This is a genomic window from Gordonia aichiensis NBRC 108223, assembly GCF_000332975.1.
Lineage (GTDB): Bacteria > Actinomycetota > Actinomycetes > Mycobacteriales > Mycobacteriaceae > Gordonia > Gordonia aichiensis.
Genome location: NZ_BANR01000003.1, coordinates 494,639 through 512,705, shown reverse-complemented (window position 1 = coordinate 512,705; position 18,067 = coordinate 494,639). Strand labels below are relative to the sequence as shown.

At 66.7% G+C, this 18,067-nt stretch carries 20 protein-coding genes and 1 pseudogene; 9 read left to right on the top strand and 12 right to left on the bottom strand.

Annotated elements, in window-relative coordinates; translation table 11 throughout:
- The first annotated feature begins 111 nt into the window (after nucleotides 1–111).
- Nucleotides 112–894, top strand: coding sequence for an alpha/beta hydrolase (locus tag GOACH_RS03760; RefSeq protein ID WP_040517566.1), 783 nt, complete (start codon nucleotides 112–114; stop codon nucleotides 892–894).
- A gap of 7 nt (nucleotides 895–901) precedes the next feature.
- A pseudogene (locus GOACH_RS03755) lies at nucleotides 902–1,195 on the top strand (MGMT family protein); the annotation flags it as partial.
- Nucleotides 1,196–1,219: 24 nt separating this feature from the next.
- Here the strand turns inward: GOACH_RS03755 and GOACH_RS03750 are convergent.
- The 3 genes from GOACH_RS03750 to GOACH_RS03740 all read right to left on the bottom strand — a co-directional run bounded on the left by GOACH_RS03750 (nucleotide 1,220) and on the right by GOACH_RS03740 (nucleotide 4,442).
- Complete coding sequence (locus GOACH_RS03750) at nucleotides 1,220–2,074, bottom strand: TIGR02569 family protein (RefSeq protein WP_005170764.1); 855 nt, start codon at nucleotides 2,072–2,074, stop codon at nucleotides 1,220–1,222.
- Between the two features lie 71 nt (nucleotides 2,075–2,145).
- The gene (gene moeZ, locus GOACH_RS03745) at nucleotides 2,146–3,318 is read right to left on the bottom strand and encodes an adenylyltransferase/sulfurtransferase MoeZ (RefSeq protein WP_005170762.1); all 1,173 of its coding nucleotides are present in this window, start codon (nucleotides 3,316–3,318) and stop codon (nucleotides 2,146–2,148) included.
- A gap of 110 nt (nucleotides 3,319–3,428) precedes the next feature.
- The gene (locus GOACH_RS03740) at nucleotides 3,429–4,442 is read right to left on the bottom strand and encodes a DUF3152 domain-containing protein (protein ID WP_052003902.1); all 1,014 of its coding nucleotides are present in this window, start codon (nucleotides 4,440–4,442) and stop codon (nucleotides 3,429–3,431) included.
- A 311-nt stretch (nucleotides 4,443–4,753) separates the two neighbouring features.
- On the opposite strand from GOACH_RS03740, the gene fasR reads away from it, so the two are divergent.
- On the top strand, nucleotides 4,754–5,476 hold the full coding sequence (fasR, locus tag GOACH_RS03735; protein ID WP_040517563.1) for an HTH-type transcriptional activator FasR: 723 nt from the start codon (nucleotides 4,754–4,756) through the stop codon (nucleotides 5,474–5,476).
- A 42-nt stretch (nucleotides 5,477–5,518) separates the two neighbouring features.
- Here fasR and GOACH_RS03730 read toward each other — a convergent pair whose 3' ends face one another.
- Together GOACH_RS03730 and GOACH_RS03725 are read right to left on the bottom strand one after the other, a co-directional pair.
- The gene (locus GOACH_RS03730; RefSeq protein WP_005170756.1) at nucleotides 5,519–5,749 is read right to left on the bottom strand and encodes a DUF3107 domain-containing protein; all 231 of its coding nucleotides are present in this window, start codon (nucleotides 5,747–5,749) and stop codon (nucleotides 5,519–5,521) included.
- A 192-nt stretch (nucleotides 5,750–5,941) separates the two neighbouring features.
- Nucleotides 5,942–6,631, bottom strand: a complete 690-nt coding sequence (locus GOACH_RS03725) for a ferritin-like fold-containing protein (protein ID WP_005170753.1) — start codon at nucleotides 6,629–6,631, stop codon at nucleotides 5,942–5,944.
- Between the two features lie 341 nt (nucleotides 6,632–6,972).
- Here GOACH_RS03725 and GOACH_RS03720 point away from each other — a divergent pair, with 341 nt between their 5' ends.
- Nucleotides 6,973–8,607 (top strand): DEAD/DEAH box helicase, encoded by a 1,635-nt coding sequence (locus GOACH_RS03720; protein ID WP_005170750.1) that lies wholly within the window; start codon nucleotides 6,973–6,975, stop codon nucleotides 8,605–8,607.
- 38 nt (nucleotides 8,608–8,645) lie between these two features.
- A complete protein-coding gene (locus GOACH_RS03715) occupies nucleotides 8,646–9,947 on the top strand; it encodes an Rv3212 family protein (RefSeq protein ID WP_005170747.1) in 1,302 nt (433 codons plus the stop codon).
- Nucleotides 9,948–9,963: 16 nt separating this feature from the next.
- On the opposite strand, the gene GOACH_RS03710 is transcribed toward GOACH_RS03715, so the two are convergent.
- Nucleotides 9,964–10,755 carry a ParA family protein gene (locus tag GOACH_RS03710; RefSeq protein ID WP_005170744.1) on the bottom strand — a complete coding sequence of 264 codons (792 nt, stop codon included), beginning with the start codon at nucleotides 10,753–10,755 and terminating at the stop codon, nucleotides 9,964–9,966.
- A gap of 116 nt (nucleotides 10,756–10,871) precedes the next feature.
- The gene (locus GOACH_RS03705) at nucleotides 10,872–11,279 is read right to left on the bottom strand and encodes a hypothetical protein (RefSeq protein WP_005170741.1); all 408 of its coding nucleotides are present in this window, start codon (nucleotides 11,277–11,279) and stop codon (nucleotides 10,872–10,874) included.
- 160 nt (nucleotides 11,280–11,439) lie between these two features.
- On the opposite strand from GOACH_RS03705, the gene GOACH_RS03700 reads away from it, so the two are divergent.
- Both GOACH_RS03700 and GOACH_RS03695 read left to right on the top strand, forming a co-directional pair.
- Nucleotides 11,440–12,363: a diacylglycerol/lipid kinase family protein gene (locus GOACH_RS03700; protein ID WP_005170738.1), complete on the top strand. Its 924-nt coding sequence runs from the start codon at nucleotides 11,440–11,442 to the stop codon at nucleotides 12,361–12,363.
- A 535-nt stretch (nucleotides 12,364–12,898) separates the two neighbouring features.
- Nucleotides 12,899–13,153, top strand: a complete 255-nt coding sequence (locus tag GOACH_RS03695; protein WP_005170735.1) for a WhiB family transcriptional regulator — start codon at nucleotides 12,899–12,901, stop codon at nucleotides 13,151–13,153.
- A gap of 80 nt (nucleotides 13,154–13,233) precedes the next feature.
- Here the strand turns inward: GOACH_RS03695 and GOACH_RS03690 are convergent, their stop codons facing one another.
- From GOACH_RS03690 to GOACH_RS03675, 5 genes are all read right to left on the bottom strand, one after another.
- Nucleotides 13,234–14,778: a sensor histidine kinase gene (locus tag GOACH_RS03690; protein ID WP_005170728.1), complete on the bottom strand. Its 1,545-nt coding sequence runs from the start codon at nucleotides 14,776–14,778 to the stop codon at nucleotides 13,234–13,236.
- Nucleotides 14,779–14,801: 23 nt separating this feature from the next.
- Nucleotides 14,802–15,017 (bottom strand): biotin/lipoyl-binding carrier protein, encoded by a 216-nt coding sequence (locus GOACH_RS03685; protein ID WP_005170725.1) that lies wholly within the window; start codon nucleotides 15,015–15,017, stop codon nucleotides 14,802–14,804.
- Nucleotides 15,018–15,190: 173 nt separating this feature from the next.
- On the bottom strand, nucleotides 15,191–15,265 hold the full coding sequence (locus GOACH_RS24585) for a 50S ribosomal protein bL37 (RefSeq protein ID WP_109239415.1): 75 nt from the start codon (nucleotides 15,263–15,265) through the stop codon (nucleotides 15,191–15,193).
- Nucleotides 15,266–15,370: 105 nt separating this feature from the next.
- Nucleotides 15,371–15,685: a mycothiol system anti-sigma-R factor gene (gene rsrA / locus GOACH_RS03680; RefSeq protein ID WP_005170724.1), complete on the bottom strand. Its 315-nt coding sequence runs from the start codon at nucleotides 15,683–15,685 to the stop codon at nucleotides 15,371–15,373.
- Complete coding sequence (locus GOACH_RS03675) at nucleotides 15,682–16,407, bottom strand: sigma-70 family RNA polymerase sigma factor (protein ID WP_040517694.1); 726 nt, start codon at nucleotides 16,405–16,407, stop codon at nucleotides 15,682–15,684. Before GOACH_RS03675 ends, rsrA begins: the two co-directional genes overlap by 4 nt.
- A 320-nt stretch (nucleotides 16,408–16,727) precedes the next feature.
- Here GOACH_RS03675 and GOACH_RS03670 point away from each other — a divergent pair, with 320 nt between their 5' ends.
- Complete coding sequence (locus tag GOACH_RS03670; RefSeq protein ID WP_005170721.1) at nucleotides 16,728–17,219, top strand: aminoacyl-tRNA deacylase; 492 nt, start codon at nucleotides 16,728–16,730, stop codon at nucleotides 17,217–17,219.
- 32 nt (nucleotides 17,220–17,251) lie between these two features.
- Nucleotides 17,252–18,061 (top strand): SOS response-associated peptidase, encoded by an 810-nt coding sequence (locus GOACH_RS03665; protein ID WP_005170719.1) that lies wholly within the window; start codon nucleotides 17,252–17,254, stop codon nucleotides 18,059–18,061.
- Nucleotides 18,062–18,067 lie beyond the last annotated feature (6 nt).

Here is an 18,067-nt window from a genome sequence, read left to right as displayed (position 1 = left end):
CGTCGAGCCACGGGTCCATCGAATCACGCGCCTCCGACACTCCTCGAGACGACTTGGGACGCGAGCGGCGGCACGCACCGCGCTGCAGGCGGTACGAGGCATGATGTGTTCATGGCTCCGCTGCACACCTATGTCTTCGGTCCTCCCGACGGCGCTGCGGTCGTCGCGTTGCACGGCCTCACCGGCCACGGCCGACGGTGGGAGCATTTCGCATCGGCCACGGTCCCCGAGCTCCGGGTGATCGCACCCGATCTGCTCGGTCACGGCAGATCCCCGTGGCGTCCGCCGTGGGGGCTCGACGACCACGTCGACGCCGTCGCCGCGGCGGTCGAGGTACACACCGGAGCCACCGAGCAGTTCGTGCTTGTCGGGCACTCCTTCGGTGGCGCCGTCGCCGTGCGCCTCGCCGCCCGCATGCCCGACCGGGTCCGTCGACTCATCCTCCTCGATCCGGCGCAGGGCCTCGACCCGGTCTTCGCGCTCGAGGTCGCCACCGACAGCCTCGACAACTGGGACTATCCCAACGCCGACGCCGCGCGAGCCGCGAAACTGTCCGAGGGCTGGTCGGACGTCCCCGCAGGCGACCTCGACCGCGAGATCGACGAGCACCTCGTCGACCGGCCGCACGGTCGGGTCGGGTGGCGGATCAGCGAACCCGCCACGGCAACCGCATGGAGCGAGATGGCCCGTCCATTCGTGCTGCCGCCGCCGGGCGTCGGAACCGACGTGGTCGTCGCCGACCGCGTCGACCCGCCGTTCGTGACGACGTCGTTTCTCGACGCCTGCGCCGATCATCGTTCCGCAGACGTCACAATCCACCACGCCGACTGCGCGCACATGGTTCCGTTCCTCGAACCCGAGCTGTGCGCGCAACTCATCCGCGACGGGAGTTGACACCTCGATGGCGCGGATCAGCGAGGCCGACGTCGAAGCGGTGCGCGAGCTCGTCACCGCCATCCCCGCGGGAGAAGTGAGTACCTACGGCGATCTCGCGGAAGCGGCGGGGCTCTCGTCGCCACGGATCGTCGGCTGGATCATGCGCACCGACACCGCAGATCTGCCCTGGTACCGGGTGGTCCCGGCGTCGGGTCGGCCCGCCGCGCATCTTGCAGCCCGTCAGCTCGAGCGACTGCGCTCCGAAGGCGTTCCGATTCGTGATGGTCGCGTCGTGTTGCGCGACTGCCGGTGGGACATGTCGACGCGGTTGCCGTGCGACGCGCTAGAGCATCATCCGCACGATGTCGACGACCCGCGCGAGCCCCGGTAGCGCACCTGCCGTCGAGCGCGGATGCAGTGCATGCACCGCGAGCCGGAACATGGTGGCACGCAACATCATCTGGGCCCACTCGGGCTGGTCGGCCCACCGCTGCACCAGATCGTCATCGGCACCGCCCCACGCGAGCGAGTCGACGACGACGACGGCCGATGCCCACGGCGCCGGGCGCCAGTAGGGCACGATGTCGGTGATACCGGGTGCCGCAGCACCGGCGAAGAGGACCGTGCCGAACAGATCTCCGTGCACCACCTGCGACGGCACCTCGACGGGCTTACGCAGCGTCGCGAGCGTCTTGAGCATGTCGACGCTGCGCTGGCCGTCGTCGGAGGTCGGCTCGCTCATCCCGGCTGCGCGCGCAGAACGCAGCGGCACATCCTCCCAGGCTGCGCGATCAGCGGCGGCGAATACGTCGACGTCGGTGTGCGGCGGGGCAGGTTGCTGCAGTAGGAAGCGCGGACGCTCGAGGTCGGCGAGCACCTCGTGCAGACGATCGCCGACGGCGAGCACCTCGTCGTGGCGGGGCTCGGGACATCCCGCGATGTAGGTGTCCGCACGCCACCCGGATACGACGTACCGGCCGTCGGTGGCGCGGAAGGGGCGCGCGATCCGCAGGCCCTCGACGTACAGGTTCTCGCGCACCGACGCCGACCACGCGGCGCGCGCGTGATCGGGAACGAGCGACAACACCACCTCGCCGACCCGCCAGCCACCCACCCAGGTGTCGCCCATGGCGATGGGCGGGTGAGCGGTGAGCCCGAACGTGTTGAGCACGTGATCGGGCGGTTGCGGATTCTGCACGTCTGCAGAGATTACCGAGCGCAGCCCCCCAACTGCGGCAGCGACGCGGGCGCGCCGGGAGTTATGCCGACTCAGTACACCGGCAGTTCCTTGTCGACCTGGTTGGCCCACGCGGTCACGCCGCCCTGGAGGTGGGTGGCGTCGGCGAACCCTGCGCGCTTGAGCGCAGCGAGTGCCTCAGCCGAGCGGATACCCGTCTTGCAGTAGAGCACGGTCGGCCGATCCTGCGGGATCTGCGCGAGCGCCGTGCCCGAGAGGATGTCGCCCTTCGGAATCAACATCGCACCGTCGATGTGCACGATGTCCCATTCGACGGGTTCACGCACGTCGATCAGGGCCAGTTGCTCACCTGAGTCGAGCCGTTCCTTCAACTCTCGCGGGGTCAGCGTCGAACCGTCTGCTGCCTGCGCAGCCTCGTCCGACACCACACCGCAGAACTCCTCGTAGTCGATGAGGCCGGTGATGCGCTCGCCCTCCGGGTCCTTGCGGATCCTGATGGTCCGGTAGGTCATGTCGAGGGCGTCGTAGACCATCAGCCGACCCAGCAGCGGCTCGCCGATCCCGCAGATCAGCTTGATCGCCTCGGTGCCCATGATCGAGCCGATCGAGGCGCAGAGAATGCCGAGCACGCCCCCCTCGGCACATGAGGGAACCATCCCGGGCGGCGGAGCCTGCGGATAGAGATCGCGATAGTTGATGCCGCGTCCATCGGGGGCATCTTCCCAGAACACCGACGCCTGCCCCTCGAAACGATAGATCGAACCCCACACGTACGGCTTGTGCGCGAGCACCGCGGCGTCGTTGACGAGGTAGCGGGTGGCGAAGTTGTCGGTGCCGTCGAGGATCAGGTCGTACTGCGAGAACAGCTCGATCGCGCCCTCGGGCTCGAGCCGTTCGTCGTGGATGTTGACGGTGACGTACGGGTTGATCTCCTGGATCGAGTCACGAGCGCTCTCGGCCTTGGGCCGACCGATGTCGGATTGCCCATGAATGACCTGCCGCTGCAGGTTGGACTCGTCGACGACGTCGAACTCGACGATGCCGATCGTCCCCACACCCGCGGCCGCGAGATAGAGCAGCGTCGGCGAACCGAGGCCCCCGGCCCCGATAACGAGCACCTTGGCATTCTTCAGGCGTTTCTGCCCGTCCATTCCCACATCGGGAATGATCAGGTGCCTGCTGTAGCGGGCGACTTCGTCATTGGACAGTTCTGCCGCTGGCGCGACAAGCGGTGGCAGGGACACTTCGACGCCTCCGTCTGGAAAGGAAAACCGAGTCACCTACGCAACGGCTCGCCGCGCACGGGCATTCCCGACATGGTCGGCGTCGCGCGACAGTCACGCGCCGGACATCCTCACTTGTCGGGGAAGGGCCAGGGGTTCGGTTTGCAGATCAGCGCCTTGTCGGCCTGCATGTCCGGATCAAGGGCCATGATCTGGGAGTTCGCCACGCCGAACGACTGCTGCATCATCACCGGCGCCAGCGCTCCGTCGTGCTTGCACGGCTCATGGTTCTCGTAGCCGATGCCGTGGCCCACTTCATGATTGATCAGATACTGCCGGTAGGCGACGTCGTCCCCCTCATACGAGAGCGCTCCGCGCACCCAGCGGGCTTCATTGATGGTCACGCGCTTGTCGGGAGGATAGAAGCACGACGTCTCGAGTTTGATCTGGTATCCGCACAACTCGCGCGCCGTGCCAGGTGAACTCAGCGAGACACGAAGATCCGGCTCGCCGCCGGCGATGCGACGGAACGACACCTTGCCGTCGCCGATCCAACTCCGATTATTGGCCAGCGTGGCGTCGACCATCTTGCCGAACGCGCGATCGCTGCCGTAGTCCGACGGTGCGACACCGTCCTCCACCTCGACCGTGTAGGTGTACACCTGCGGTCCGGTGCCGATCTGCTTGCCCGCGCCGGGAACCACGTGGAAGGTCTTTTCGCCCTGCTGGGTGAACGGCCCCCCGTCGGGCAGCGTTCCGGCGGGCAGCGACACGTCCTTGATCGACGACGTCGGCGCGCCAACCGGCTTGGTCTCCTTGGTGATATCGGTGTTGCGCTGAGCGGCAGGAGTGACGTCCGAACTCGACGCATCGGTGCTCGACCCGCCGTCGCGTGCGGTCACCACGATCAGCACGATGGTGAGCAGGAGCAGGACCGGAATGGCGTATGCGCGCCATCCGTAGGTCGAGACGAAACGACCGAGCGCACTCTGCTTCTTACGCTCGGGCTGCGCGTCGCGGTCGACACGCGTGCGGCCGTTGTCGTCGGTGGGGTCCCATCGGGCTCGCAGCGGCTGATCCGGGAGCGGACGCGACCGCGGACGTCCGCCCGACGCCGGCGCCGAGCCTGCTCGAACCTTCTCGATCCGGGTGGTGTCGGCGAGCGACGAGTTCTCCACGCGCTGTTCGGAACGTCCCCCACGCGCAGCACGCGACCCCACGTCCCCTGCCCTGACCCGGCGTGTCGGCGCGTCGCCCCGACGAGGGTCGCCGCGCTCCGCCGACCGATCCGGCCCACTGTCTGTGTGGCTCACAGGGACAACTTTCTCACAGGTACCCACACAATCCGGGGAGGCGACCGGCGCCCAGCACGCATCGGGAAACGACACCGGGCAGCGGCGGCCCACTTTGGTGCGACCCCGGTCACGTCGCCTGACGCCCCGAGTACCCTGTATCCATGCCATCTGCCGCCAACGCCTCGTCGTCGGGCACCAGAAACGGGACCCGCATGCCCCGCAGCGCACGGCGGCGACAACTGCTCGACGCCGCCAGCGAGATCTTCGTGGAGCGCGGTTACCACTCGGCAGGGATGGACGAGATCGCCGTCCACGCCGGGGTCAGCAAACCCGTTCTCTACCAACACTTCCCGTCGAAGCTCGACCTCTACATCGCGGTCGTCGATTCACACGCGGAGAAGCTCGTGACGGATGTGAACAACGCGTTGCTCACCACAACGGACAACCGCCAACGTGTGCGGGCCGCGGTGGAGGCGTTCTTCGATTTCATCGACGAGGACAATTCCGGTTACCGGCTGATCTTCTCCTCCGACGCCATGGATCCCGCAGTGATCCGTCGGGTGGAGGGCGCGACCGAAGCCTGCGTCGACGCCGTCTACGGATTGGTCATGCACGATTCAGGCCTCGACCCGTACCGGTCGCGGATGCTGGCAGCCGGACTGGTCGGCGCAAGCCAGGTCAACGCCAGGTACTGGCTTGAAGCCAAGCGACCCATCGCCAAGCGCGAAGCGGTCGACACAACGGTCGCGCTGCTCTGGGGTGGACTGTCCCACGTTCCGAAACACGGAGAGCCGGGTGCCTCCGATCAGATCGGGCACACCCCGGACGAACTCACGCCCGCAGGCGACGTGACCGCGTCCAACGGTGGCGCGCCCGCCGAGTAGCAGGCGCGCTACACCGCTGTGAGCGCTGGATCTGTCGGGCGTTCAGCCACCGAACCCGACGCGTCGGGTCTCCGAGCTGCCGACCTCGACGTAGGCGATCTTGGTCACCGGGATCAGGAAGCGTGAACCCTTCTCGTCGGTCAGCGTCAGCAACGACTCCTTGCCCGCAAGCGCGGACTCCACGGTCGCCAATGCCTTGTCGCCGCTGAGCGCCGACTGGATGGACAGTTCTCGCGGGCTGTCGGTGATGCCGATCTTCACTTCGACGGACATGGCCACCCTTCCGTTGGCGACGCCGCGCGCAGCTCGCGCGACTGATGTGTGAGGCAACTGGTCTTGCACGACTCCGGCGCCCGAACAACTCGGGCGCCGCAGGGCCTGTGGCACAAGGCTAGTGCAGTGCCGCGGGACGCGGACACCCGCTCCGCTGACAGCGAACGAACCGTCCGGCGACCGTCGGGCGACTCAGCCGAGTCCGAGGTCGGCCATGCGCGCGCTGTGCCGGTCGGCGACGACGTCGAAGAATCCGGCCATCCCCTGAAGCGACGCCGCCCCCGAGAAGAGCAGGTCGGTGACCTCCTCCTCTGCCGCGAGCACCCACTGAGCGTGCGTGATGGCCTCACCGAGTAGTCGACGCCCCCACAGCGTCAACGGCGATCGCAACGCGGGATTGACCTCGATCGCCGTGCACACCTCCTCGCGGGCGAATGACGAGCTCCCGGTGGCGGACATGACCTCGGCCACCACCGCGCGTGGTCCCGGCGGCAGCGCGCCGGAGACCTCCGCGTAGAAATCGGCAGCCAGACCGTCGGCGACGTAGGCCTTCACCAGTGCCTCGTACCACGTCTTCGGATTGGTGACGCGGTGATACTCGTCGAAGACACCGCTGTAGCGCACCACGGCTTCCGCCGGATCGATCCCCCGTCGGCTCACCTGTTCGGAGAGCTTCTCGAAGTGGGCGATCTCCGAGGCGACCATGCGGGCGATGTTGATGCGCCCCTGCACGTCGGGCGCCATCGCCGACTCCTCGATCAAGCGGTGAAACGCGGCGAATTCGCCCGCGAGCAGGACCGAGTAGAGCTTGCCGATCGCCGGGTCCTCCGGATCGATCGACGTGGTGGACGACGGCTCGGAGGAGGGCGCAGCAGACGACATGAGGCGATGGTAGGTCGGTGACGATCTGTTCACCAAGTACACTTGACACCGGTGCACTGTCGCGACCGCGACGTCCTGGTACGCCGGAGTCCTCCGAGCGAGCCCTGGATCGTCGCCGTGACACCGCGCGACCTGTAGGCAGCGAACCACGATCTGGCAGCGACCACACCGACCGCGGGGCACCGGACATTGCGCGCGCACTCATCGAGCCCACGCCTTCGCAGACCGGACCGTTCCGGAGATGCGGAGAACCGCATGTCATCGCTGACAGATCGCGGTGACCTTCTCAGTGGAGCCTTTTCGTGCGTGCTGGAACAGATGCGAAAGGCACACAAGAAAACATGACAGAACCCGGCGTCCAGACGACCATCGTCGACGACACCCACACTCCCCCGACCTTCGCCGAGCTCGGCGTCGACGAGCACATCGTCGACGCGCTGATCGCAGACGGCAAGACCCACACCTTCGCGATCCAGGAGCTCACACTTCCCCTCGCCCTCGCCGGCAGCGATCTCATCGGCCAGGCCCGCACGGGCATGGGCAAGACCTTCGGCTTCGGCGTGCCGCTGCTGCACCGGCTGATGCACGCCGAGGAGAGCGGCCTCCGCCCCCTCGACAACACTCCCCGCGCACTCGTGATCGTGCCGACCCGTGAGCTCTGTGTGCAGGTCACCGGCGACCTCGAGGTCGCAGCCAAGAACCTCACCGTCACCCTCCCCACCGGGGAACAGCGCCCGCTGAAGATCGCCTCCATCTACGGCGGTCGCCCGTACGAGTCACAGATCGCCGAGTTGCAGGCGGGCGTCGACGTCGTCGTCGGCACCCCCGGCCGTCTGCTCGACCTCGCACAGCAGGGACATCTGGTTCTCGGCAAGGTTGCGGTTCTCGTCCTCGATGAGGCCGACGAGATGCTCGACCTCGGCTTCCTCCCCGACATCGAACGAATCATGGCGGCACTGCCCGCACAGAAGCAGACGATGCTCTTCTCCGCCACGATGCCCGGCCCCATCGTCACCCTGGCGCGCACCTTCCTGCAGCGTCCAACCCACATCCGTGCTGAGCACGCCAACGACTCCGCGGTCCACGAGCGCACGACACAATACGTGTATCGCGCGCACGCACTCGACAAGGCAGAACTCGTCGCACGCATCCTGCAGGCCGAGGGTCGTGGCGCGACGATGATCTTCACCCGCACCAAGCGCACCGCGCAGAAGGTCGCCGACGACCTGGCTGAGCGCGGATTCTCCGTCGGCGCCGTCCACGGTGATCTCGGACAGGTCGCCCGCGAGAAGGCTCTGAAGAAGTTCCGTACCGGCGAGATCGATGTACTCGTCGCCACCGATGTCGCAGCGCGCGGCATCGACATCGACGACGTCACCCACGTGATCAACTACCAGTGCCCCGACGACGACAAGACCTACGTGCACCGGATCGGACGCACCGGTCGAGCAGGCCGCACCGGTATCGCGATCACCCTCGTCGACTGGGACGAGCTGCACCGCTGGGAGCTCATCGACTCAGCGCTGAAACTGGGTGTGCCCGAACCCGCCGAGACCTACTCGACGTCGGATCACCTGCGCGAGGAGCTCGGTATCCCCGAGTCGGCCACCGGCCGTGTCGCCGCACCCAAGCGCGAGCACTCCGAGGGTGAACGCGTCGAGCGCAAGCCCCGCTCCGAGCGCACCGCGAGTTCGCGGACCCGACGTCGGACACGTGGCGGCAAGTCGACCGGGTCGGGCGACAGCGGAGCACAGAATGACACCGGGACCCAGAAGAACACAGGGGCACAGAAGAACACAGGGTCCGGGGACGACACCGCAACCACGAAGGCAGCGTCCGACAATGCGGCGACCACATCAGACGGGGGCGAGGGCAAGCCACGCAGGCGGCGTCGCCGTCGCGTCGGCAACCGCAACGCCGATGCGAGCGCCACACACGCCGCGGACGCCGCACCAGCGACCGCCGCAGCCGACTAGGACGCCCCCTCGGTGATCGAACCGCGCCCGGAGCGCCCGTGACACGCATTGCCCCCGAGCGGCGCACTCGCGTCGACCTGGTGGTCTCCGCCGTCATCGTCGTGCTCGTCGTCGTGGCCGGGGTACTGGTGTGGTCGGTCAGTCCGGTCCGACACACCGACAGCGCGCAGGCCTCGGCGCCTGCGCGCGACCTGTCTCCCGCGACGGCTGTGCCGCACGGCTTCCGCGTCGCGTGGACGGCCGCATCGAGTGCGACGAACGTCCCCGCGGTCTCCCGGTCGGTCGTCATCACCGCCGACAACGGGCGCAGCGGCAGTGCAGGCACCGTCGTCGGGCATGACCCGTCAACCGGTCGCGAGCTGTGGCGATACGCCCGGGATCTCCCGCTCTGCGCTGCTGCGGCTGCCTGGCCTGCGAGCACCGACGACGTACTGAGCGTGTACCGCAACTCGCGAGGATGCTCCGAGGTCACCGCCCTGGCGTCCTCGACGGGCCACCGCGCAGGCGCACGGACCTCCGACGCCGACGACGACCTGAGACTGGTGACCGACTCGGGGTACGTTCTCGCGCTGGGCAGCCACCGGCTCGAAACCTGGGGATCGAACCTCGTTCGTGGAATCGAGTACGGGCGCGTCACCGCCCCGGTCAAGCCGGGAACACAGCCCGGCCGTGCCGACTGCAGGTTCTTTTCCGGCACCATCAGCGGCGACCGCGTCGCGGTCATCGAGCGGTGCAGGAATGACCCCGGCTATCGGCTCACGGTGCTCGGCGCCGTGCTCGACAACGACGAGAAGGTCAGACAGTACGGGTCGTCACTGATCACCGACACGGCACTCGGTCCCCCGCCGGCCCTGGTCGCCATGAGCAGTTCGGCGATCGCCGTCTACGACGGTGGAGCCGACCGCGCGCCGGCAGACCGATCAGGAGCCCCCGGACACGGCGCCACCCTGCGCGTCTTCGACTCCGACGGCGCCCCCGGCCCGGTCAACACCGTTCAGGGGCCTGTCTCGCCGCCGTCGGACAGTGTCGCCTTGACCAGCGAGGGACTCGTCACCTACTTCACCGGGACGGCCACCGTCGTTCTCGACGGCCAGACCATGCGCCCCACCTACCAGGTACCGCAAACACTGGGGCCCGGCGAGACGATGGCCGGGCAACTGCTGCTCCCCACCAAGGCCGGAATCAGCGTTCGCGACCCCGCAACCGGACGCGAGACCGGCAGCATCGCCTTCCCGCGCGACGACGTCTCGGCCACGACGAGTCTTCGGGTCATCGGCAACGACGTGGTCGAGCAAACCGGCCCGAGGGTCCGAGCACTGGTCTCCACGGACGCGGGCTGACGCCGCGGTCGGACGCTCAGCTCGGGTCGAAGGTCCGCACGTCCTCGCCTGCCTCCCAGTGCTTCCAGAGGTTTTCGGCGAGCTCGCGATACGCGGTGGCGCCCTTGTTCTTACGGCCCCTCATGACCGATGCGCCCGAGGCCGACGCCTCTGCGAACCGAACCGTGCGCGGGATGGGCGGCTCGATCACCGGTAGGTCGTAGCGGTCGGAGACGTCAGAGAGGACGTCACGACTGTGGGTCGTGCGCGCGTCGAACAGGGTCGCGACAGCACCGAGCATGGTCAGGTTCGGATTGGTGATCTGCTGGACCTCGTTCACCGTGCGCAGCAACTGCCCGACGCCGCGGTGGGCGAGCGTCTCACACTGCAGCGGCACGATCACCTCATCCGCTGCGGTGAGCCCGTTGAGTGTGAGCACACCCAGCGAGGGCGGGCAGTCGATCAGAATGACGTCGTAATCCTCGGCAACCTCTGCCAGTGCGCGCTTGAGCGCGTACTCACGACCGGGCCGCATCAACAGCAATGCCTCGGCACCGGCGAGATCGATCGTCGCGGGCAGCAGTGTCACGTTGTCGGACGTATCAAGGAGCACGTCGGCGATCTCCTCGTCACCGAGAAGCACATCGTGCACCGACGCCTGGAGTTGGTCGGGATCATGCCCCAACGAAAAGGTAAGGCACCCTTGGGGATCGAGATCGACGACGAGCACCGACGCATCGAGGTCGGCGAGCGCGGCACCCAGTGACTCGACGGTGGTCGTCTTGGCGACGCCACCTTTCTGATTCGCTACCGCCAGCATCCGCGTCATGCGACCACTCTACGACCCGTCCGATCACAGCGGCGTCAGCGCATCGGGTTGTCACACACTGTTTCCACGATGTGACGTGCGGCAAGCATCGGGCATGGTCTCGACCGCACCGCCGATCACTCGGCCTCGTCGAGTTCGCCTGAGATCCACCGCACGGATGCCGGATGAAATAGCAGCACGAGCGTCACGACAGCCGCGAGGGCCAACGGGATCGCGAACCCGACCTGATGACTGGTGAACAGGTAGTAGGCAACGGGAAGGAGCAGGATCTGCGCGACCAGCGAGATGGCCCGTCCCCACCGACGTCCTCGCATCAGCGCCACACCACCGACCAGCACGCCACCGAAGATGATGCCGAACCAGGCTGCGGTCCCGTAGCCGCTGATCGCGGCTTCGTGGTGCCCCGCTGCGGCCCTGATCACGAGCACGATCGCAAAGATCACCGCGATAGTGCCTTCGAGTGCTGTGATAGCGCCGGCAACGCGCAGTTGAATCGGGCACTGCTCGGTCACGCCCGGAGTCACGTCGGTCCGGCTCTGACCGTCACGCTGCGACGACGGGCGCCCTCGTCGACCGGCGTGGTCCTGCTTTCTACTCACACGTCCAGAGTATGGGGTGCCCGGAGTACGGGGTCGCAGGGTCGGCGTTGGTCGGGACCCCATATCCTCGGAAGTCGTGCGCGTCATGCTCATCGTCAATCCGTTTGCGACCGCGACCACCGCCGCGGGTCGCGACGCGCTCGTCAACACCCTGCGGGCACACGTCCCCGTCGACGTCGAGCACACCACCCATCGTGGCCATGCGGGCGAACTGGGCGCCCACGCCAGACGTGAGGGGTACGACGTCGTCGTCGTGCACGGCGGCGACGGCTCGGTCAACGAGGTGGCCAACGGCATACTAGGACCACCCGCCGACCTGAATACCTCCCTGCCACGCCCCGCACTCGCGATCATTCCCGGCGGAAGCGCCAACGTGTTCGCCCGCACGCTCGGCATCGAGTCCGACCCGTTGCTCGCGACCCGCCAGCTGATCGACCTCCTCGACGCCTCGTCCGTTCATCGAATCGGGTTGGGACACACCGACACCCGATGGTTTCTGTTCAATGCCGGGATGGGCATGGATGCTGTCGTCGTGCACGCCATGGAGGACAAACGTCACGCAGGCAAGGCGGCAACACCCCTGCGCTATCTGTGGACGACGGTCAGCTGCTTTCTCCGTGACTCGTCGAATCAACCGCCCTTCCGCGTGCAGATCGAAGGTCACGAGCCGGTCGACGGCGTGCGGTTCGCATTCGTCAGCAACACCACGCCGTGGACTTTCCTGGGCAATCACGAGATCCGCACGAACCCGGGCACCGACCTCGCGACGCGACTGGGCGTATTCGCCGCGACGTCGACGGGTGTCCTGCGCAACGTCGGACTCGCCACCCGACTACTCACCCATCGCGACCCGAAGGCGCCGCATCTCATTCGCGACGACGACGTCGAGTGGGTGCAGTTCGACGCCGAACAACCGATCGACGTCCAGATGGACGGCGACTACGTCGGCGACTTCACGTCGATCCACTTCACTCACCGCGACGCCGTTCTCGACGTAGTCGCACCGTGACGAAAGGCGACACCGTCGCCGTGACGAAAGGCGACACCGTCGCCGTGATGACCGGTGACGCCGTCGCGGCGTGAGTCGATCCGCCCCGATCACGCACTGAGCGACAAGCACATCACGCCCGAGCAGCGCAAATCCGGAGACCGCGGCCGACGACACCTGACTCTCCGGTCAGATGAATAGTCGGTTACGCGCAGGCTGACGGCAATCGCTTGGTGATCACGATCACGACCGTCGACGCCGAAATGCGATCTACGCCACTAGCTGCAGAAACATATCGGCAATAATCGAACAACCGGCGTAGCATAGAACATTGGCACGGACGCGGGTGCACCACCCCCCTCCCGCAAGGGGCCACGGAGAGTGATATTGCACACGTGTCAGCGGAACACCATTGACTTCAGCTGGATTCGTGAAAGTATTCACAAGCAACAGCACGGAAACATTTGGTGTGTCTACGTGAACTGATGGTTACAGCCACAAGAAGCACGATTTCGATGACGAGTGGTGCGCGCAACACGCACCTGAAGGAGAAGGAATGGACTGGCGTCACAAGGCAATCTGTCGCGACGAGGACCCCGAGCTGTTCTTCCCGGTGGGAACCAGCGGTCCGGCCATCGCGCAGATCGCCGATGCGAAGCTCGTCTGCGCGCGGTGCCCCGTCACCGCCGAATGCCTGTCCTGGGCTCTCGAGTCAGGTCAGGACGCCGGTGTGTGGGGCGGCATGAGCGAGGACGAGCGCCGAGCACTGAAGCGTCGTACAGCACGCACGCGGACCCGCAGCAGCGTCTGATCGTCTCAGACCACGGCCCCCACATGGGGGGACGGAAGAAGACCCGGCCACGCGCCGGGTCTTTTTCATTGTCGAGACGCTCATGTGGGTGTGCGCGCATGGAGCGGAACAGCGATGCGCGCCTGCGCGCCCCGACCCTCCGGATTGGGTCCGATGTCGAGTTCGCCGCCGAGCTCGATCGTGACGAGCGTCTGCACGATCTGCAGCCCCAATCGCTCGGAGCCATTGATGGAGAAGTCCTCGGGTAGGCCGGAACCATTGTCGCGCACCGTCACAACCATGCGGCGTACGTCGCGGTCGGCGGAGATCTCGATGCGCGCGCCATCCTCACCGCGCGGTAGCGCGCCGTCCTCACCGCGCGGCTGCGCGAAACCGTGTTCGACGGCGTTCTGGATCAGCTCGGTCAGCACCATCACCAGTGGCATCGCCAGTTCGGCCGGCAGCACCCCGAGCCGATCGCGATGGCTGATCGACACCGGCGTCTCCCCCGCCGCGACGTCGACCATGCTGGGGAGCAGACGTGACACCGCCTCGTCCATGTCGACCTCTTCGTCGACGCTTCCGGAGAGCAACTCGTGCACGGTGGCGATGGCTGCAACCCGTCGCACGGCCTCTACCAGGGCAGATCGGGCTTCTTCGCTGGAGGTGCGACGCGCCTGCAGGCGCAGTAGCGCCGACACCGACTGCAGGTTGTTCTTGACCCGGTGGTGGATCTCCCGGATCGTTGCGTCCTTGCTGATCAGAGCGAGGTCTCGGCGCTTGACCTCGGTTACGTCGCGGATCAATACGACGGCGCCGGAGCTCACTCCGCGCGGACGCAATGGCACTGCCCTGAGCAGGACGGTCGCTCGCCGCGCATCGGCTTCCATCCGCATCCCGATGTCGGCGTAGGGCCCCTCCGGCGGGGCGATGACGCCTGCGGCGACGTCGATCATGGTTGCGGCGTCGTGCAATTCGAAAGGATCGGTCAGCAGGGAGGTCGTGACATCGGACAGCCGCTTCCCCGACAGTTCCGAGGTCCATCCCATGCGATGGAATGCCGAGAGCGCATTGGGACTGGCATACACGACGACGCCGCGCTCGTCGATCCGCACAAAACCGTCGCCGGCACGTGGGGTCGACAGGCCACGCGGATTGACCTCCAGTCGTGCGAACGTGCCGTCGGCAACCATCTGACACAAATCGTTGGCGGAGTCCTGATAAGCCAATTCCAACGGCGACGGCAGTCGCGGGTGTGTGAGGTCGACGGCCCTGGTGAGGACACCGATGACCTCGCCGGAGAATCCGACAGGGACCGCCTCGCGCCGAATTGCGACCGGGCCGACCCAGGTGGGGTCCTCCTCGCGCAGAATGTGCGCCTCGTCGAAGGCACGTAGCGCCTGCGGGTTGGCGTCTGCATCGACGACCATGCCGACCTGATCACTCGGGAAGACAGTCGACGCCGTATTCGGGCGGCACTGCGCGACCGTCACCACCTCGCCACTTTCGGCGCGCACCGCGAGCAGGAAGTCGGCGAACGAGAGATCGGCGAGCAGTTGCCACTCGGCGACGAGGCGCTGCAGGTACGCAGCTGCGCGATCGGACAGCGTGGTGTGTTCTGCGAGAAGATCCGCGAGAGTCGACATCGGCTACGGGTCGTGGTCGGCGACTACTCGTAGATCGCGATGACGTCGCCTGCCTGGATCACATCACCCACGGCGACCAGGACCTCGGCAAGGGTTCCCGATTCCTCGGCCAGCACCGGGATCTCCATCTTCATCGATTCCAGCAGCACCAGTGTGTCGCCGATCTCGATCTGCTGGCCGGGAGTTGCCCGGACTTCGAGAACACTCGCCACGATCTCGGCGACCACATCTTCTGCCATGGCACCAAATCTAATCCACCGCCGCGGCGGCACCGCCGCGACACCACAGGCCCGAGACCCGACGGCCACCGGCGAAACGCCGTCCATCCCGCGCGACGACACGAAAAAGCCCGGGCGGAACGCGGTCGAGATGACCGGCGATCACGCTCCGGGCGTTTCGTCTGGCACGCAGCTCAGGCGTTGGGGCGCTTGCCGTGGTTGGCTGCGCTCTTCTTGCGTGCGCGCTTCTTGCGTCCGCGCTTACCCATGACGGGCCTCCTTCGTCTCCGATGTGCTCAGTGATTGTCCCACGTCTGACCCCGAACTCTGGAATCGGTGCCGGTGAGACCGCGGGCCGAGCCCCGGGATCGAGGTCACTCTCCGGTGGAGTACCGGGTTTCGCGCACCACAACGGTCTTGCGGATCTCCACCCGCAGGCGGTCGCGAAGGCTGTCCGGAGCGCGGTCTCCCCCGCACTTCCGGTTGATCAGCGCCTTGAGCTGACTCTCGATGCCGTAGTGCGCAAGGCACGACGGGCACTCGTCGAGGTGCTGCTGTAGCCGGGCACGTGCCGCGGAATCGCACTCGTTGTCGAGCACGAGCCACACGTCGGCGATCACCGCGGAGCAGTCGAGGGAGCTGAATTCGGGATCGTCCGCCGGCGCTACGTCGGGAGTCGAGTCACTCATCGGGCCGCCCCGCTCTCCGACGCAGGCTCACGGATGAAACCTCGGTCGCGTGCGACATCTGTCAGCAGTTCACGCAGTTGACGCCGGCCGCGGTGCAGGCGTGACATGACGGTCCCGATCGGGGTGTCCATGATCTCGGCGATCTCCTTGTAGGGAAGGCCCTCGACGTCGGCGTAGTAGACAGCCATCCGGAAATCCTCCGGAAGTGCCTGCAACGCTGCTTTGATCTCGTCGTCTGGAAGTGCGTCGAGCGCCTCGATCTCGGCCGAACGCAGACCCGTCGACGTGTGCTCGGCGTTGGCGGCGAGCTGCCAGTCGGTGATCTCGTCGGTCGGGTACTGGGCAGGCTGGCGCTGCTTCTTGCGGTAGCCGTTGATGTAGGTGTTGGTAAGGATGCGGTAGAGCCACGCCTTGAGGTTGGTGCCCTCACGGAACGACGCGAACGCCGAGAACGCCTTGACGTAGGTTTCCTGCACCAGATCCTCGGCGTCTGCCGGATTACGCGTCATTCGCAACGCGGCACCGTACATCTGATCGAGCAACGGGAGCGCGTCACGCTCGAACCGTTCTGTCAGGTCGGCATCGGTTTCTGACGGATCGGCGCGGCGCGGCGCGGCCGACCCCGCCGAGCTGGAAGCGGACGCCTGGGCAGACTGGTCGGGGGCGGTGTCGCTTGTCCGGTCAGCACCGCCGGCAGAGTCGGGGGACTCGGGAGAAGCCACGTAATTCCCTTCGCTGATGACTCCGGTACCGCCAACCCCGGCAAAGGGCCTCGCGGATGCACCGGTGATGTCGATCAAGCTTACCGACCCCGCTCCCCTCTGGAGCTTCCCAGGTCGATCGAGCACCATTGCTCCCATCGACGATCCACCTCCTCGATCTGTCCTGCTGTCCTGTGCGTATCGGGCCGCAGCTGTGTGAACCACCCGCTGAGCAGCGGTCGGTCACGGCCCTGACATTGTTGGTCAACAGGGTGGTGACGACAATTGTTCCGCGCATGTCCGAATTCGTGGACACCCGCAGCACACACAGGAGGGTTTCGATGGCGGCAACTCCGGCGCTCACATCGCTCACGGCCGCGGGGGTACCGCACGAGGTGCACAGCTATACCCACGACCGGAAAACCGAGGCGTTCGGGGCCGAGGCGGTCGATGCATTGTCGTCGTCGCTTGGCGTGGCGCCGGAACAGATCCTCAAGACCCTCGTCGTGGCACTGACCGGCGGTCCGGGTGGCCTGGCCGTCGCCGTCGTACCGGTCCCGCGCAAACTGTCGCTCAAGGCCGCCGCAGCGGCGCTCGGGGCGTCGAAAGCGGTGATGGCCGACGCCAAGGCCGTCACCCGATCGACCGGTTACGTGCTCGGCGGCGTATCCCCGCTGGGACAGCGCACAGCGCTACCGACCGTCGTCTACTCGTCGGCGCTGAACTGGGACCGTGTCCTGTGCAGCGCGGGCAGACGCGGCCTGGAAGTCGAACTCGCCCCGGCCGACCTGGTGGCCGCGACATCCGCTGTCACCGCCGACATCGCTGTCTGAAGCGTGTCGGTCCCGCGTGACAGCATGGAGCCATGTGCGGACGTTTCGCGGTGACCACCGACCCTGCCAAACTCGCTGCCGAGATCGATGCGGTCAATGAGGTACCCGCCTCAGCTGCATCGGGGCCCGACGACGCAGCTGGTACCGCCGCGACGGACAGCGGTCAGTCGGGTGCCGGCAGCGACGACCGCGCGGCGCGACCGCTCGGTACGAACTACAACGTGGCGCCCACGACGACGATCCTGACCGTCGTCGAACGTCATTCCCACGACGACCCGCACGACGACCCACGCCTGCGCGTCCGCGCGATGCGGTGGGGATTGGTCCCGTCCTGGGCCAAGGAGGTGGGCAAGGGGCCGCTGCTGTTCAACGCTCGTGCCGAAACCGCGGCTGAGAAGAGTTCGTTTCGCACGTCGGTGAAGTCCAAGCGGTGCCTGGTACCGATGGACGGCTGGTACGAGTGGAAGCCCGGCCCAGCCGACAGCAGGGGCAAACCGACCAAGATCCCGTTCTTCATGTCCCCGAAGGACGGGACACGAGTGTTCATGGCAGGCCTCTGGTCGACCTGGCACGACCGATCGAATCCCGACAGCCCTCCCCTGCTGAGCTGCACGATTCTGACGACCGACGCAGTCGGCGACCTGCGCGAGATCCACGACCGTATGCCGCTGATCATGCCCTTCGACAACTGGAGCACCTGGCTCGATCCCGACCATCAGGCCCCGCCCGAGTTGTTCTCGCCCCCTGGCGACGACGTGGCGGGCGCGATCGGAATCCGTGAGGTCTCGCCCCTGGTCAACAGGGTGGCGAACAACGGCCCGGACCTGCTGGCACCGGTCTGAGCTCTC

Bases quoted from the DNA above. Each gene is read 5' to 3' on its own strand.
- GOACH_RS03760 (WP_040517566.1), top strand. From the start codon at position 112: ATGGCTCCGCTGCACACCTATGTCTTCGGTCCTCCCGACGGCGCTGCG.
- fasR (WP_040517563.1), top strand. From the start codon at position 4,754: ATGCCATCTGCCGCCAACGCCTCGTCGTCGGGCACCAGAAACGGGACC.
- GOACH_RS03730 (WP_005170756.1), bottom strand. From the start codon at position 5,749: ATGTCCGTCGAAGTGAAGATCGGCATCACCGACAGCCCGCGAGAACTG.
- GOACH_RS03725 (WP_005170753.1), bottom strand. From the start codon at position 6,631: ATGTCGTCTGCTGCGCCCTCCTCCGAGCCGTCGTCCACCACGTCGATC.
- GOACH_RS03720 (WP_005170750.1), top strand. From the start codon at position 6,973: ATGACAGAACCCGGCGTCCAGACGACCATCGTCGACGACACCCACACT.
- GOACH_RS03710 (WP_005170744.1), bottom strand. From the start codon at position 10,755: ATGACGCGGATGCTGGCGGTAGCGAATCAGAAAGGTGGCGTCGCCAAG.
- GOACH_RS03700 (WP_005170738.1), top strand. From the start codon at position 11,440: ATGCTCATCGTCAATCCGTTTGCGACCGCGACCACCGCCGCGGGTCGC.
- GOACH_RS03695 (WP_005170735.1), top strand. From the start codon at position 12,899: ATGGACTGGCGTCACAAGGCAATCTGTCGCGACGAGGACCCCGAGCTG.
- GOACH_RS03690 (WP_005170728.1), bottom strand. From the start codon at position 14,778: ATGTCGACTCTCGCGGATCTTCTCGCAGAACACACCACGCTGTCCGAT.
- GOACH_RS03685 (WP_005170725.1), bottom strand. From the start codon at position 15,017: ATGGCAGAAGATGTGGTCGCCGAGATCGTGGCGAGTGTTCTCGAAGTC.
- rsrA (WP_005170724.1), bottom strand. From the start codon at position 15,685: ATGAGTGACTCGACTCCCGACGTAGCGCCGGCGGACGATCCCGAATTC.
- GOACH_RS03670 (WP_005170721.1), top strand. From the start codon at position 16,728: ATGGCGGCAACTCCGGCGCTCACATCGCTCACGGCCGCGGGGGTACCG.
- GOACH_RS03665 (WP_005170719.1), top strand. From the start codon at position 17,252: ATGTGCGGACGTTTCGCGGTGACCACCGACCCTGCCAAACTCGCTGCC.